The organism is Pediococcus sp. AC40 (genome assembly GCF_030252485.1).
Taxonomy (GTDB): domain Bacteria; phylum Bacillota; class Bacilli; order Lactobacillales; family Lactobacillaceae; genus Pediococcus; species Pediococcus acidilactici.
In genome coordinates, this window is record NZ_CP127012.1 from 364,975 (window position 1) to 380,255 (window position 15,281).

Genomic DNA, 15,281 nt, shown 5'->3' on the forward strand with positions numbered 1-15,281 from the left:
ATTATGAAAAGAAGATTTGAATTGATTATTGGTTTGGCAATCGTCTTATTTGTGGGGGCGGTTTTTACTAGCGCACGAGCATACCAAAAACAAGTTCGCCACGATGCTAAAGTTGAACTACAAAAATCAGCTAAGCAAAAGGCTTTACCCAAAAGTTCGGCCAAGGATACCGGACTAGCTGGGGATGAAGCCCCCACGGCAGAAACGGCGAAAGCTTCTACCAAGACGAAAATGAACCCCGTAAATTGGAAAAAGTCCTCGCAAAAAAATGAATACCCTGATTTAGATAAGCATCCCCAGGCTTACTTGAAGGTTTCCATTGCCAAGCAACGGGTTTACGTGATGGACGGAAAAAAGGTCTTATACACCATGTATGCATCCACCGGATCCAAGGATAGTCCGACACCAACCGGAACTTTCCACATCCAAAAAGAACGGGGCGACTTCTTCTATAACGCGGCTTCTAAGGAAGGGGCTAAGTACTGGGTTTCGTTTAAGGATCACGGGATTTACCTTTTCCACACCGTTCCGACGGATAAGAACGGTAAATTTATCCCTAAAGAAGCGCAACAACTGGGTAAGGAAGCCCAATCTCATGGCTGTGTAAGGTTATCGGTTCCAGATGCAAAATGGATTTATAAGAACGTTCCGGAGGGTATGAAAGTTGAAATACATTAAGATGATTCAAGAATGGCTACACCGGCCCCGACATTTTATTGTAGAAGTAGGGTGGGGCCTAGGACTTTTGTTAGGACTGCTGTTAGTGGTGAAAATCATTGGTCGTTTAGTTTTGCACACTACCTTCATTGGCTTTGGTACCATCCTTGGCGTGATGGTACTTTATCTAGTAATTATTTTTGGCTTACGTGCTTTAGAAATTAAATTACGCAAATAAAAAAGACGGGTTCCCGGAACCACCTGAGTAATTGTTAGGTGGCATCGGTTTGAACCCGTCCTTTTATTTTGCGCCAAATTAATTCGATCATGAACGGAACGAAAATTAGCATTAGGAAAATTAAGGTGAAGTATTGGCGAACAAAAGCGGTGCGACCGAAGAAGTAACCGGCAAAACAGCAAGTCAATACCCACAGTAACACGCCGGCGAAGTTGAGCTTATTGAAACGGCGCCAATCCATCTGGGTCGTTCCCGCAATAATGGGAACGAACAATCCCACGAAGGGGATGAACCGGGAAAAGACCAGCGATTTTTTAGTGTTCTTATCAAACAGCTTTTGGGTTTGATCTAACTGCGGAGAATCGCTGATTTTTTGAGCGATTTTATTTTTCGATTCCAAATTCACACCGTACCAATACTTAACCATGGCTCCGGTAGTTGCGGCAGCGATGAAAGTTAGCAGCAACAGAAAAATATTTAAATGTGCTGGGGCCGTAGAAGCAATCGTTCCAGTTAAGAATAAAACGGATTGCCCCGGTAAAAAAGAGAAGAAAATAAAGGCAGTTTCCAAGAATATCCAGATAAACAAGATCAAGTAAACCCACTGATTTAATTGGGTTGTTAAGGGGGTTAGGTAGGATAACGGATGAATTAGAAATCCCCAAATTAAATTTAGCATCGTACACCTCCTTATCGTTTTTATGGTAGTCTCATGATAGAGTTTTTTGGGCGAGATTGCAATTTTTAGGTCCAAGCTGGTTGTTGTGCAACCATTTTTGTGATACATTAGTTACATGCGATGAGTCGAGATGGGTCAGGCAGCTTCGGCTGTTTCGCTGCGGCGACTAGTGACCATTTCACCGGCACACATTAACTACCGGATTTTGTAGGTGTGGGTCAATTTGGGTGTGTGAGCCACTCAACGACCAATTCAGCAATTTTGCTGATGACCGGTTTATAAAAGACCATGACGTAATTTCGGTTACGTCATGGTCTTTTTTTGTCCGCTTTTTTAGTTTATTTGATTAGGTATACTTGGTCATGAATTAAATCAAACGGCTGAAAATGTTGGTTTAACTTAGCAGCGGCTTGTGGTTCAACCAATTGAGCAATTTGCCAAAACTCGTTACTGTTGGTGGCGCCGTTTTGTTCGCCAATGCAGATTAATAGGGGCTGGTTAGGCAAACTACGCAGTTTTTTCAAAACTTGGACATCAATGTCCAGCCCATCGGGAGCCCAAGCCATAATTACGTAATCAACTTGCGGGCCATACTTTTCGATGGCAGCGAGGGCATCCAAAGGCTCCACTTCGGTCACCAAATGTCGACCAGTTTCATTTTCGGATTGCCACGCAAGCGAGTCTGTAGCAATTATGGGCTGGTCTTTCATCCGCAATCCGTGACTAATATAGCCGTTGCCAGCCATGATTTCTAGGGTGGGACGTCCGGCTAAATAGGCGGTAAGATCGTTAATTAACGGTGCGGAAATGTAAGCCCACATTCCGTACCTTTCTTCCAAGAAATCCCGGTACGAACGCAAAAGTTTATCTAACTTGGGTAGTTCGCGAGTTAATTTTTCCCAAAGACGATCTCCCCGCGGATCACCTAACGGAAAGCGTTCTTTGAGGCGGTTAAAAATTTGTTCTTGAACGTCGTCGGGCAATTCTAAAAGCGGCAATTGCTGGGGCAATAGATTTTGTCGAATTAAACGCTCGCTTTCCAATACTTGGTTAATCAAAAAAACAATTGAACCATAATCTTTAAATAAATTGCGATAATTGGTTAATTGGCGAAGGTAACGATCAGACGATTGCGTTGTTTGCGCCTTTTTTAATTGTCGCCGAAGCTTTTTCAATTTTTTCGGGTTCATTGCTTAGTCATCGTTCCTTTTCTGCCAATTTAAATCAAGCTCTTCTTGTTCCGTGGATGAGTTAATTGGGCGTCGTTTCTTACCGTGGAAATAGCCGTTGATTAATTGAAAAACTTCGTAGCGGTCGTCACTACTCAACGTTTTATGATCAAAGCTTAATTGACGGCCAGATAGGAATAGTTTGCTTAAATCATAGGCGTTAAGCGCGGAGCGACCACACAGATAGTCCATGCTTACGTCGAAATATTCGGCTAATTTTTTCACTTCCAGATAGGATGGGGTGCGGATTCCCCGTTCCCAATTCCCAATTTGATTAGCGGTGTTTGGATTTTCATCCGGAAATAATTCATTTAATTCTTGAGCAAGCACCTCCAAAGTGATGTGCTTACCGTGGCGTAAAGCGCGCAAACGTTCTGGAAACATAGACCGTCCTCCTGTGAATAATATTCTAGACCTATTTTAATACAGTTCGAGGGTATGCGACAAATTAAAGTAAATGTCACAAGCAAATTGGGGCCAAATTCGGGATTAGCGTAATTTTCCGCCAAGGACAGTAAAAAAACGCTATACTAAAAAAGTTGGTTTAGGAGGAATACGATGAAAAAATTTTGGAAATGGCTTTTGGTGGTACTAGCGGTTTTGCTCGTGGTGGACTTAGGCGCGGGGATGTATTTTTTCCACGTTGCGGAAGTTCGCGGTACCAAAAGTTTTATTAAGAACGACGGAAAAATCACTAAAAACGATCCGTTGCGGACCCAAAAATTATGGTATCAACGGGTAAAAAAGGAAAAGTGGACGATGAAATCGGCGTCCGGTAACTTGAAGCTGGAAGCTTATTACATTCCAGCGGCCCATCCCACAAATAAAACGGTCATTTTAGCGCATGGTTTTTTACAAAATAAAGACGGTGAAGGCGCCCCGGCAGCCATGTTTCATGATTTAGGTTATAACGTACTGGCTCCGGATGATCGGGCTCACGGTAATAGCGAGGGGAAGCTAATTGGATATGGTTGGTTAGACCGGCGTGACTATATCAAATGGATGAACAAACTATTGCGTGAGAAGGGCGAACATCAAAAGCTGGTGATGTACGGGGTTAGCATGGGTGGTGCAACCACGATGATGATCAGTGGGGAGCCTGACGTTCCGCACCAGGTGAAGGCGTACATCGAGGATTGTGGTTATACGAGCGTGGAAGATGAAATTACTTACCAAGCCAAATCAATGTACCACCTCCCGAAGTGGCCACTGGTACCGACGGTTAGTTTAATTTCGAAGATTCGAGCGGGCTACAGTTATGGCGAAGCTAGTGCCATGAAGCAGTTGGCAAAAAATCATCAACCGATGATGTTCATTCACGGTGGAAAAGATGACTTTGTTCCTACCAAAATGATTGACCAGCTGTACGCTGCCACGAAGGGCCCTAAAGAAAAGTACGTGGTGAAGGATGCGGGGCACGCGAAGGCTATGCAAATGGACTATCAGCAATACCGCGACCGAGTTAAGAAATTTTTAGAAAAGAACGTTTAGCAAATTTTTCAACAAGGGATGTTGAAAACTACGCACCCAGACAAAGTGTGAATAAATTTGTAAAAAGAAAAAAAGTCTTAAAAGAATCGTTTTAAACGACAATCCTTTTAAGACTTTTTTTACGCGTAAATGTAATCGTTTTGCATGTAAATCCATTCGTCATTAGCTACCTGTTCATATAGCAGGTTAGCTAGCTCACGAGAAATATTTTGCTTACTTAATTGGTTTTGAATAAAATTGTATTCGTTTTGAAACGCGCTAATGAAGAGTTCATCTTGAATCCGGTTAGCCTGTTTATTATTCTGCAAACGGCGGTGACGTTCGCGGTAATAGCTTTCAATCCAATGAACTTCAGCTTGATTTTCTTCGGTAATTTGGTTGTGCAATTCTTCTAGGATCCGGGGGATGATTTTAGCTTCCACGTTCGCAATGTCATCTCGCGCAATTTTGATTTTGCGTTTAATGGCTTGATTATTAACGTGAACCGCCTTATGTCGGAGACGGTGTTTCAAACGTATTAAGGAGTACTTAATTCGGTATAAAATTTGGTAGAACAGCGATTGACGCAGCTGGTAGCTTTGGAAAAAGGTCATTCGTTCGTACAAAGTTTGCAACTTGGAGCTAATTTCGCCCTGGTCCACCATTTCTTGTAGCAGTTGTTCTTCTAAGCTGAAGCACTTTTGCAACAGTTTAAAAATGGTTCGTCTCTTTGGACGCTGGAACATCGATTCTTGGCTTTGCAAGGTTGCAATGACCGCTTGGGTTTCAATCGGATCTTCGTTAGCGTCCTTAACCTGTTGAATAGCGTAATTAATCATTTGCTGCCGGTATTTGCTAATGTCGTCGGCGCTATACGAAACCGTTTTTTTAGGCAAGACGAGCGGCAAAATAATGCTAGGCACGCATAGACTGAGGACAATTACCGTAGCGGCGATAAAAATTAGGTCGTTACGAAACGGAAAAGCGGCCTTTTTGAAGACCAAAGGGATTGAGAAGGCCATTGCTAGGGTAATCGTCCCGTGAATGCCATTGATGGCGATTAAGAAACGGTTGAGAAGTCGTTCTTGGGGACGAATCCGAATGCTAGCAAGTCGCAAGCTCACCCAAACGTAACGAATCACGATCATGGTGACGTACAGCACGATACCGATCAATACTAAATCCGTTAACGAGGCCACCTGACGACTGTTATTAACAATGTCGTAAATTACGGTAGGTAGCGAAACTCCTAAAAGGATAAAAACAAAACCATTTAACAGTTCGTTTAGATTTTCGGTAGTGGTCTTAGAAACGATTTGAATCTTAGTGGAAGTTAAGCGTAAAAATGGGGTTTGCGTACTCTGGACTAGCCCAGCGGCAACCGCGGCTAAAATTCCTGAAGTACCACAAAGTTCGGCAGCTAAATAGATGGCGAAGGGCTTGATCAAGTTAATGGGGACGACAATGTTAGCGTCGTCAATATTAGATTCAATCAGTAAAAATTGGAGTCGCAGAAATGCCCAGCCAATTATCCAACCAATTATCAACCCGCCTAAGAATACGTATAAGTAGTCGAAAATGCTTATTAAAGGTGAAAAGTGCCCAGTTTGAAAAGCAGTGAGTGCTAAGTCAAAGGCCACGATTCCGCTAGCGTCGTTAAAAAGAGATTCATTTTTTAGGTTAAGCATTGCGTCCGGGGGGATTTCTAAGTTGTCGGTTACGGATGAAACGGCAACCGCATCAGTTGGGGTGATGATTGCTGCCAAAGCAAATGCTAGTGCGAGCGGGATGTGGGGAAGCATTAAGTAACTTAGGTAACCCACACCTAAGATGGTGGTTAAGGCTAAACCGACGGCTAACGAGAACGTGTTTCCGAGGGTTAGCTTTAATTTGTTAATATCGGTATTGGCACCGTCATGAAACATCAGTGGTGCAATGATTGCCAGCATGAATATTTCGGGTTCCAGAACAAAGTGATTAAAGTTCGGGACAAATGATAGCAGCAAACCCACTAAGATTTGCACAATTGCTCGAGGTAGGAACTTAATTCGAGAATCCAAAATGTTAGCAACAATAACTGCCAACATTAAAGTTAAAATGAAAAATAAAACGTTCAATACGTGTCCTCCTTTCTTTGTTTTATGTTAATTAGCGTAACAAAAAAACGCGGAAAAATCGATTTTCGCGTTTTTATTAATAGTAATTTAGTTATTTACTGAATAAGTTAGTTAAATATTCCATGAAACGTTGTAGATAACGGTCGGCGTCTACGTTAATTGCTACGTTGACGTTGGGTTCTGGATCGGTTAGACGAGCAGGATCACCAATGGTACGGCCCCACATGGCGTCAGTGGTATCTACAAACATGTTTAAGGCCAGCGTTTGAACTAGGCTAGGATCTAAGGCCACGCCGACTGCTAGCGGATCGTGGAGCGCACAGCCGCCTAAGTGCGGACTGGTAATTTTATAAACATCAATGTAGTAGTCAACGATGTCAGCAAATTTCCGTCCGGCGTTGGTGCCTAAATCACGCCATTGTTGGGTTTCTTTTTTAGTAAGCAACGTTCTTAGGGTAACGTCTAGGCCAACCATGGTAAGGTTCTTTTGACGAGTAAAGACTTCGTTAGCCGCGTGCGGATCTTGGTTAATGTTAGCTTCAGCCACTGGGGACACATTGCCTGGTACGGTGAGGGCGCCTCCCATTAGCGTTACCTTGCCAATCAAGTCCGTAATTTCCGGATCCTTCCGAATTGCGGCCGCGAGGTTAGTCAGTGGACCAGTAGGAACTAAGATTAAATCTGAGTTATATTGGTGGGCAGCTTCGATCAGGAAGTCGATCCCAGATTGTTCTTCTAATTTACGTTGCGGAGTAGGTAGGTCCACTTCGCCAATCCCATTTTTTCCGTGGATTTGTGCGCTAATTGGCATTACTTCAAAATGGTCGGTTGTTTGCGAATGTTCATCGCCCAAGAAAACGGGGATGTCGGTGTGCCCGAGCAATTCGAGAATTTTTAAGCTGTTAATTCCTGCATCGGGTGTTAGTACGTTACCATATGTGGAAATAATACCAATCAAATCGACGTCTGGAGCAGCTAACGCGTAGGCGATGGCCATTGCGTCGTCAATACCAGTATCAAGATCTAGAATCATTTTTTTACTTGCCAAAAGAACCCCTCCGTTAAATAAACGTTTATGTACTGTATTACAAATTAATCATACGAAACTCGTTGTTAAAAAACAATGCTTGGCTTTCTTTTTTGCTGAAGAAACTGTTAAGATATTTAGTAAACTAAAAAATTATTGTATTAAAGAGGATGCAGAAATCATGACTGAAATATACGACATTACGATTGTGGGGGGCGGTCCTGCGGGGGTGTTTGCAGGATTTTACGCAGGAATGCGGACTGCAAAAACGCAGATTATTGAAAGTTTGGCCCAAGTGGGTGGACAAGCAGCTGCTTTATACCCAGAAAAAGTAATTTACGACGTGGGCGGTTACGCAGGCGTGAAGGCTGCTGATTTAGCAAAGTCATTGGAAAAGCAGACTCGCTTGGTTAACGTACCGATCCGGCTTAACGAAACGGTTGTGAACATTACGCCTAACGGGGAACTATACGACGTGGAAACCACGAAGGCAAAGTATCAGTCGCGGGCAATTCTGTTGGCCACCGGAAACGGAGCGTTCAATCCGCGTAAACTAGCGGTGAAGGGCCTTGAAAAATTGGAAGGCGACAAGATTTTTTACCACGTTCCGGAATTAGCTCAGTTTAAGGACCAAGACGTGTTGGTTGCTGGCGGCGGAGATTCCGCGATTGACGTGGCGTTGATGTTGGAGAAGGTCGCACACCAAGTTAGCCTAGTTCACCGGCGGGAACAATTCCGCGGGCTTGAACTAAGTGTGCAAAGATTGAAGGAGTCTTCGGTAGAAATCCTAACGCCGTTTTTGATTCATGACGTTCGGGAAGAAGCCGCGGGCGTAACGGTGGACTTAAAGGAAGTCGGTACCGAGGAGCTAACGACCCGGAAGTTTAACCAAGTAGTGGTTAACTACGGATTTACGTCGAGCAATAAGATTATTAAGCAATGGGATGTAGAATTAGAACAAGCGCACCGGATGTTCGCGGTGGACAACTTGATGAAAACAAATTTGCCGAACGTATATGCAATTGGTGATGGAATTGAATATCAAGGAAAATTAAGATTGATAGCCACGGCGTTTGGAGAGGGGCCGATTGCGGTAGATCAAATTATGAAAAAGTTGTATCCGGGAAAGAGGGGCCCGGTACATAGTACGTCGATGTTTAAATGATAGAGCGTGGAAATCCCCGGGTAGCTCTTGAGGACTAACAGAATTAAGGCATTAATCGCGGTTTTAGCGATTGATGCCTTAATTTAGCTAACCGGAGAGAGCTGGGGATTTCCGCGCGTTTCGCCTATCTATCAGTAGCACGCCAGGCACTAATTGCGGGTTTAGCAATTGGTGCCTTAATTTGGTTAACCGGAGGAAGTTGGGGCCGAAAACACGTTTCGACTACCTAGCAACAGAACGCAGAGGCATTAATCGCGGGTTTAGCGATTGATGCCTTAATTTAGTTAACCGGAGAGAGCTGGGGATTTCCGCGCGTTTCGCCTATCTATCAGTAGCACGCCAGGCATTAATCGCGGGTTTAGCAATTGGTGCCTTAATTTGGTTAATCGGAGGAAGTTGGGGCCGAAAACACGTTTCGACTACCTAGCAACAGAACGCAGAGGCATTAATCGCGGTTTGCGATTGATGCCTTAATTTAGTTAGCCGAAGAGAGCTAGTTTTTTTACGCGTTTCGACTACATAGCAGTAGAATGCCAAAATTAACTAAATCAAACCACAAAAAAAGAGGATTTTCAGTTGCATCACGCAACGAAAATTCTCTTTTAAATTTTAAAATCAGCTACCATTTGAATCCGGATTAGTAATCTTAATCCGATTTTCACTGGTTGACTTATGGTTTACTTCAGGCGCGTCAGTTTTATAAAGGTCTTCCAACGACTTATCTTGATTACGCGAATACATTGAAGTAGATTTTAATTTTAGTTTGTCCTCAATCTTGATAGCTTTGTCTAAACCGTCAGAATAGTTGTAATCTGCGGAATTGACCTTCTTAAAGTCGGGATTCTTGTAAAAGCGTAAAAGGTTCTTTTCGTTCAAGGAATCCGACATCTCTAATTGTTTATGGGCGGCTTTACGATCCTTCTTGACCTTCTTTAAGAAAGCATTGCTAGGATCGGTAATCTCGTTACCGTTTTGGTCGTACAGGGTGTTGCCAATCGAACTATACGTAGGCGTCACGAAGTCATTGTTGCGGAACGCTACGATTTGGCTATGTTGTTTGGACAACAAGTCGGTACCAAATTGGATATAGTTCTTGTTTGAAATTCCTAGTAAATGAAGGAGGGTTGGCAATACGTCAATTTCGCCCCCATATTGGTTTTGAATTCCGCCATCTTTCATTCCTGGAATGTGAATCATTAGGGGAACCCGTTGTAACTGGGCGTTATCCCAACTATTCCAGTTTTCGGTGGGATTATCGCCGAACTGTTTAAAGTGATTTGGATCTTGAGCAAAAGTTTTCGCTAAAGCTTTGTTAGACGAGTTCGAAATCCCATAATGGTCACCATACAGCACAATCATTGAGTTATCATACAATCCCGATTTCTTTAAGAAGTTGAAGAATTCTTCAATGGATTGGTCGAGATAGTTAGCGGTTTTGAAGTAACCGTCCACGGTTGCATCGCCAGTGTCGGGAGTTTTGAAGTCGCTGTCTTCTGCGTCCAACGTGTACGGAATGTGATTACTTACGGTAATGTACTTAGCGTAAAACGGTTGTTGCAGATGTTGTAAGTACTTCACAGAGTCTTTAAACAACAGCTTATCTTTTAGTCCGTAAGTAGTCGATTTATCCCCAGAAACGTCAAAGTCGCTAGCGGAGAAGAAGTTTTCATAACCCATGTTTTTATAAGTGTTATTGCGGTTCCAGAACGATGCGGTATTTCCGTGGAAAACGGCGGAAGTATAGTTACCGTGCTGTTTTAAAATTGCCGGAGCCGCTTGGAAAGTTTGGTCCGAACCTAGTTGGGCAAACAGGGAACCTTGCGGGGTTCCAAACGTACTGGTTTCCAGCATGTTTTCCGCGTCGCTAGTTTTTCCTTGGCCTACTTGGTGGAAGAAATTGCTGAAGGAATAGGTTGATTTACTATGGTAAATACTGTTTAAGAACGGGGTTACCGTCTGTCCTTCAACCTTATCGTCAATTAAAAACTGTTGGAAACTTTCTAAATGAATAATAATGACGTTTTTGCCCTTAGCCTTCCCAAAACTAACGTCGGATGGCTTAGCATAGTGTTGTTTAACGTATTTTTCAATCGAGGTAAGCTCACTTTTTTTAGCTTCGGAACGCATCTTAATGTTGCGTTCCAGTTGAACGCCGTCGTAAGCCGTAAAGGCGTCAATGCCCATGTATTTAACCACGTAGGAGCGGTCAAAAGTCCGGGTGATTAATTGGGGACGGTCCATTTCGGCAAGCATGAGGTTAAACGCAAAGAATAAAATCCCTACCGAAGTAATTTGAAAACCGAATTTTTTCGGTAACGGATGGGGATCCATCTTAATTTTTTTCAAGGCTAATAGTAAAAAGATGACCAGTAGATCCAACCAATAAAAGATGTCGTGAAAGTTGGTTAGCGACATGGAACTTGCGCTGAGTCCTTGGTTTACCTTGGAATATCCGAGCATCGTGTTGACGGTCATAAAATCGGAAAATTCCCGAAAGTAAATTACGTTTAAGTAAAGTAAAACTGTATTAGCTAAATCTAAAAGCATCGCCGTCCAGTAAAAAGCTCGTTTAGGACGGACGTAGAGGGCTAGCCCGAAGATTAGCAGAGTGGTGGCAATGGGGTTGATTAATAAAATGATCCACTGGAAAATACCAGACACTCCTAAAGAAATGTCGGTAAAGTAAGCGAATAAAGTTTTTAACCAAAATAGGACGCTGATCAGGATAAAGAACCCGAACCGCGTGTCAATTCTTGATTTAAGAGATTTCATTTTCAAAGACCTTTCAAAAGTACATTCTTTACAAATATAAATGCAATTTTACCATAGATTGTTTAAAGAAATCTTAAGGGGGTCGGTACTAAAGAAAGAATAAAATAAAATTTTAATAAATTTCTAAATCTGTGAAGAAATTGTTGTAAGATGGGCTTAATAATTTGGATTTGGAAAGGAAGGTCACGATGGAAGCTAAAATGGTTAAGGGAGCGACAGGCCCAATTTACATGGACGCGTTAGCACTACGGCGACAAGTTTTTGTGGAGGAGCAGGGGATTGATCCCGCACTTGAATTTGATGCTGACGAAGATTTTTATACATACTTTGTGGGCTACGAAGACGATACGCCGGTCGTGACGGCCCGGGCTCGGCGGACGGAGCCCAATACTTGGACAGTACAACGGGTGGCAACTGCCAAGGAATCGCGACGTCACGGCCTTGCCCAAGAACTTTTTGAATACATTGAAACCCAAGGACGCCAAGCGGGCATTGAAAAGATTCGGTTACACGCCCAAGCAACTGCGGAACCCTTCTACTTTGCGTTGAATTACGAGCGCACTGGCGGTCCAGAAATGGAAGCGGGCCTATTACATTATTGGATGGAGAAAAAACTCTAATGCGTTGGAAATCTCAAATTGGGTTAATATTGGTAGTTATATTGACTGGCCTACTCGTGGTGGGCTTAGTACAGCATGACGACGTGATTTACCGGACCCCGTTAGGTCGAATTGAACGGGTTACTAATTTAAAAAAGGTTCCGCAAACCGACAATTTTAATAATCACGATTATCGTGCCAAGCAACGCCTCCAGATTAAAATTTTAAACGGAAAACACCGGGGGCAAACGGTGTCCGTGAAGAACGAATATAGTGGTTCCCAAGCGACCGATTTAAAATATCGCCCGGGCCAAACGGTACTGTTACATTTTAATGGCACCGGGCAGCGGGTGAAGGGGGCGACAATATTAGATTTGAAGCGGGACGTCGCCATCACGATATTGGTAGTGATTGCCGTAGGACTGCTGATTTTAATGCGACGAACCGGAATTCACGCAATTGTCAGTGTGTTATTAAACATGGTGCTCTTTTTTATTGCCGTGGAAATTGACGTGCAAGAATCTGGATATGCAGTATTGGCAATTTTTAGCGTGGTCGCGGTGTTGTTTAGCGCCATCACCCTTACCTTAGTTTTAGGCTGGAACAAGAAAATGATGGTTAGTCTGTTAACGACTTTAGCAGGAACTTTTAGCGCAATGTTGATTGGCGGACTTGTATTTAGTTTGACGGGCAACGGGGGGCTTCATTTTGAAACCATGGAGTACGTGACCCAAAATCCCGAGCCGCTCTTTTTAGCAGAAACGGTGCTAGGTTCGTTAGGGGCCGTAATGGATGAGTCTACCGACATCATTGTCAGTTTGGCTAAGCTGCGAAAAGAAAACCCGCAGATTTCAATGAAACAGCTGTGGATTTCGGGACGGAACATCGGTAAAACCATTATGGGTCCCCTTTTAAACGTGTTATTCATGATTTTTATGGCCGACACCTTTTCCATGATGGTACTTTATTTACGCAACGGGAATAGTTGGCAGTACGCCTTTGAAATGAACATGCAGTTAGGTTTCGTGCAAAGTTTAATCAGTGGAATTGGAATCGTGTTGACGGTACCGATTGCGAGTTGGCTGACAGGTGTCTTTTTCAAAAATAAGGGGGTACCGACTAATGGTTAGTGCGACGTTAATTTTAATGATCATCTTGGCGGTTTTAATGGTTATCGTGGGCGGAGCGACCGGGTTGCGGGCCTTTTTAAGCATAATTTTGAATTTTGCGGTATTGTTCGTAAACATTGCTTTAATTTCGTGGGGTTTTCCAGCGTTGACGGTAACCATTATCAGCAGTTTGGTGATTTTAGCCATTACAATTTTCATGGGCAGTGACGACGACCAGATTACACAGAATGCATTTTACAGTTCGGTATTAGTATTGGTAGTTTTGATTGGGCTGATTCTGATTATTCACCCTCACTTAATGATTCAGGGATTCGGTAACGAAAACAACGAGGACCTTGAAGGGATGTCGTTGTTAATTGGGATTAAGTTTAGTGACGTAATTACGTCGACAATGATCATTAGTTCGTTGGGGGCGGTTGCGGAAGCTTCGATTGCCGTATCGACGGGGATTCAGGAACTGATCGAAACAACGCCGGATTTAGATTTGACCAAGCTTTTTAGCCACGGCTACGAAATTGGAAAAGAAATTATCGGGACCGCTTTGAACACCTTGTTTTTTGGCTTCTTTGGAAGTTTCCTAGGTTTATTTATTTGGTACGTAAAGTTGAATTACCGCTTTAGCGAATTCTTTAATAATAAGATTTTTGCGGCAGAATTTTCGATGATTTTGATTGGTTTCATCGGGGTAATTAGTGCGGTGCCGTTGACGGCATGGGTAACGCAATTAAGAGTGCGAAAAAACTCGGGTAGTCTTTGAGGACTAACGGAATTAAGGCATTAATCGCGGTTTGAGCGATTGATGCCTTAATTTGGTTAGCCGGAGAAGACTGAGTTTTTTTGCACGTTTCGACAAGGCAGCAAAGAAGCGTCACTGAATTACGGGACTAATTGCGGGTTTAGCAATTGGTCCCGTAATTTGGTTAGCCAGAGAGTCTTGGGTTTCGGAGCACGTTTTGACTACACAGCAAAGAAGGCCCACGGAATTAAGGCATTAATCGCGGTTTGAGCGATTGATGCCTTAATTTGGTTAGCCGGAGAAGACTGAGTTTTTTTGCACGTTTCGGCAGGCAACAGCAAACTATAATAAAAAATACAGTATTTCAAGCCGGTGCGGTTTTACTCAATGCCGGTCTGAAATGCTGTATTTTTGTGGAATTATTTTTTAAAAAAGTTACTCCAGTTAACGATTAGATAAACAATTAGAATTAATAGGGACGAAATTTCTAAGGTGACGAGCCAACTCCAGCCTTGATCGGCAAGCGGTAATTTAACGTTTTGACCGAAGAAACCAAAAACAATGTTAGGAACTGCTAAAACAATTGAAAGAATTGTCAGGAATTTCATGGTATTATTCAAGTTATTGTCTAAAATATCCGAATAGGATTTAGAAACTTGTTCGATAATGTCTGAAGATAGCTGGGCCATTTCTTGACTCTGCTCTGATTCAATAATGATCTCCTCCAGCCGATTCCGTTGGGCCTTGGTCAGGTTTAGGTTGGGGAGGCGCATCATGCTGTTAAGCAACGACGTATTCGACTTTAGAGAAGTCAGTAAGTAGATTAAACTGGTTTCTAATTGCAACATGCTTTGGATGCCGCTGTGGTTCAGGCGGGTTTTAAATTTATCCTGAATTGCCTGACGATCATAATTAATTCGGGAGACCGCGTCGTTAAACCGCATCGTAAGTTCGTAAATCGTGTTGAAAACGGCGTTAACCATCAGCGAACTATTTAACTGAACAGGTTTATTTAAAGTTTTACGTAATAAAGTTTTTAAATTGCGATCCATAATTTTATTAACGTAGTGGGTAGAATCGTGAGTAAAAATTACCAGCGCCTTAGGCAGAAACAAAAAAGCGGCCGGTTCGGTCTGAATACCGGCATTATATAGCGAGCTTAAAGCGTGGAAAATAATCAAAAAGCTGTTATTTTCTTCGTCGATTTCTGCCCGAGCACGTTCGTTAGGGTCAATCGCGTAACTCAACGTTTCGGAAGTGGCGTGGTAAGTTTTTACTAGGGTCTGTAATTCTAAAGTACTCGGGTTCGAGACTTGAATTAGCGAAAAATCATTCACGGTTTTGCTTACTTTTAACATAATCTGGACCTCGTTGTTTGTATTAACCTAAGTGTAACCCTTAATGGGTGAAAAAATATACTAAATCGTTTAAAATATATTATTTGGAATTTAAGGGGAGAAAT

General features: G+C 42.8%; 14 protein-coding genes. 7 read left to right on the plus strand and 7 right to left on the minus strand.

Annotated features, from left to right (window positions below; genetic code table 11):
- Positions 1 to 3: 3 nt before the first annotated feature.
- Complete coding sequence (locus NL111_RS01690; RefSeq protein WP_005919621.1) at positions 4 to 678, plus strand: L,D-transpeptidase; 675 nt, start codon at positions 4 to 6, stop codon at positions 676 to 678.
- On the plus strand, positions 665 to 895 hold the full coding sequence (locus NL111_RS01695; protein ID WP_002831060.1) for a hypothetical protein: 231 nt from the start codon (positions 665 to 667) through the stop codon (positions 893 to 895). The genes NL111_RS01690 and NL111_RS01695 overlap by 14 nt, the downstream gene beginning before the upstream one ends.
- 34 nt (positions 896 to 929) lie before the next feature.
- Here the strand turns inward: NL111_RS01695 and NL111_RS01700 are convergent, their stop codons facing one another.
- The 3 genes from NL111_RS01700 to NL111_RS01710 all read right to left on the minus strand — a co-directional run bounded on the left by NL111_RS01700 (position 930) and on the right by NL111_RS01710 (position 3,187).
- A complete protein-coding gene (locus NL111_RS01700; protein ID WP_002830041.1) occupies positions 930 to 1,574 on the minus strand; it encodes a DedA family protein in 645 nt (214 codons plus the stop codon).
- A 338-nt stretch (positions 1,575 to 1,912) separates the two neighbouring features.
- A complete protein-coding gene (locus tag NL111_RS01705; RefSeq protein ID WP_004166729.1) occupies positions 1,913 to 2,764 on the minus strand; it encodes a hypothetical protein in 852 nt (283 codons plus the stop codon).
- A gap of 3 nt (positions 2,765 to 2,767) precedes the next feature.
- Positions 2,768 to 3,187, minus strand: coding sequence for a helix-turn-helix domain-containing protein (locus NL111_RS01710; protein ID WP_002830039.1), 420 nt, complete (start codon positions 3,185 to 3,187; stop codon positions 2,768 to 2,770).
- A gap of 174 nt (positions 3,188 to 3,361) precedes the next feature.
- Here NL111_RS01710 and NL111_RS01715 point away from each other — a divergent pair, with 174 nt between their 5' ends.
- Positions 3,362 to 4,294: an alpha/beta hydrolase gene (locus NL111_RS01715; RefSeq protein WP_128688311.1), complete on the plus strand. Its 933-nt coding sequence runs from the start codon at positions 3,362 to 3,364 to the stop codon at positions 4,292 to 4,294.
- Positions 4,295 to 4,413: 119 nt separating this feature from the next.
- Here the strand turns inward: NL111_RS01715 and NL111_RS01720 are convergent, their stop codons facing one another.
- Positions 4,414 to 6,390, minus strand: a complete 1,977-nt coding sequence (locus NL111_RS01720) for a cation:proton antiporter (RefSeq protein ID WP_002831065.1) — start codon at positions 6,388 to 6,390, stop codon at positions 4,414 to 4,416.
- 91 nt (positions 6,391 to 6,481) lie between these two features.
- Entirely contained in the window at positions 6,482 to 7,438 is a 957-nt protein-coding gene (locus NL111_RS01725) for a nucleoside hydrolase (RefSeq protein ID WP_002830036.1), read from the minus strand.
- Between the two features lie 160 nt (positions 7,439 to 7,598).
- On the opposite strand from NL111_RS01725, the gene NL111_RS01730 reads away from it, so the two are divergent.
- Positions 7,599 to 8,582, plus strand: coding sequence for an NAD(P)/FAD-dependent oxidoreductase (locus tag NL111_RS01730; protein WP_128688312.1), 984 nt, complete (start codon positions 7,599 to 7,601; stop codon positions 8,580 to 8,582).
- Positions 8,583 to 9,197: 615 nt separating this feature from the next.
- On the opposite strand, the gene NL111_RS01735 is transcribed toward NL111_RS01730, so the two are convergent.
- On the minus strand, positions 9,198 to 11,354 hold the full coding sequence (locus NL111_RS01735) for an LTA synthase family protein (RefSeq protein WP_159217792.1): 2,157 nt from the start codon (positions 11,352 to 11,354) through the stop codon (positions 9,198 to 9,200).
- A 164-nt stretch (positions 11,355 to 11,518) separates the two neighbouring features.
- Here NL111_RS01735 and NL111_RS01740 point away from each other — a divergent pair, with 164 nt between their 5' ends.
- From NL111_RS01740 to NL111_RS01750, 3 genes are read left to right on the plus strand one after another with little or no spacing between them, the layout of a single operon-like run.
- On the plus strand, positions 11,519 to 11,974 hold the full coding sequence (locus tag NL111_RS01740) for a GNAT family N-acetyltransferase (protein ID WP_285110364.1): 456 nt from the start codon (positions 11,519 to 11,521) through the stop codon (positions 11,972 to 11,974).
- On the plus strand, positions 11,974 to 13,083 hold the full coding sequence (locus NL111_RS01745; RefSeq protein WP_024862601.1) for a YibE/F family protein: 1,110 nt from the start codon (positions 11,974 to 11,976) through the stop codon (positions 13,081 to 13,083). Before NL111_RS01740 ends, NL111_RS01745 begins: the two co-directional genes overlap by 1 nt.
- Positions 13,076 to 13,840 carry a YibE/F family protein gene (locus tag NL111_RS01750; protein WP_002830031.1) on the plus strand — a complete coding sequence of 255 codons (765 nt, stop codon included), beginning with the start codon at positions 13,076 to 13,078 and terminating at the stop codon, positions 13,838 to 13,840. Before NL111_RS01745 ends, NL111_RS01750 begins: the two co-directional genes overlap by 8 nt.
- A gap of 398 nt (positions 13,841 to 14,238) precedes the next feature.
- Here the strand turns inward: NL111_RS01750 and NL111_RS01755 are convergent, their stop codons facing one another.
- Positions 14,239 to 15,177: a magnesium transporter CorA family protein gene (locus NL111_RS01755; protein WP_002830030.1), complete on the minus strand. Its 939-nt coding sequence runs from the start codon at positions 15,175 to 15,177 to the stop codon at positions 14,239 to 14,241.
- Between the last annotated feature and the right edge of the window lie 104 nt (positions 15,178 to 15,281).

Coding starts and splice junctions, on each gene's coding strand:
- NL111_RS01690 (WP_005919621.1), top strand. CDS start 4: ATGAAAAGAAGATTTGAATTGATTATTGGTTTGGCAATCGTCTTATTT.
- NL111_RS01700 (WP_002830041.1), bottom strand. CDS start 1,574: ATGCTAAATTTAATTTGGGGATTTCTAATTCATCCGTTATCCTACCTA.
- NL111_RS01705 (WP_004166729.1), bottom strand. CDS start 2,764: ATGAACCCGAAAAAATTGAAAAAGCTTCGGCGACAATTAAAAAAGGCG.
- NL111_RS01710 (WP_002830039.1), bottom strand. CDS start 3,187: ATGTTTCCAGAACGTTTGCGCGCTTTACGCCACGGTAAGCACATCACT.
- NL111_RS01715 (WP_128688311.1), top strand. CDS start 3,362: ATGAAAAAATTTTGGAAATGGCTTTTGGTGGTACTAGCGGTTTTGCTC.
- NL111_RS01730 (WP_128688312.1), top strand. CDS start 7,599: ATGACTGAAATATACGACATTACGATTGTGGGGGGCGGTCCTGCGGGG.
- NL111_RS01735 (WP_159217792.1), bottom strand. CDS start 11,354: ATGAAATCTCTTAAATCAAGAATTGACACGCGGTTCGGGTTCTTTATC.
- NL111_RS01745 (WP_024862601.1), top strand. CDS start 11,974: ATGCGTTGGAAATCTCAAATTGGGTTAATATTGGTAGTTATATTGACT.
- NL111_RS01750 (WP_002830031.1), top strand. CDS start 13,076: ATGGTTAGTGCGACGTTAATTTTAATGATCATCTTGGCGGTTTTAATG.
- NL111_RS01755 (WP_002830030.1), bottom strand. CDS start 15,177: ATGTTAAAAGTAAGCAAAACCGTGAATGATTTTTCGCTAATTCAAGTC.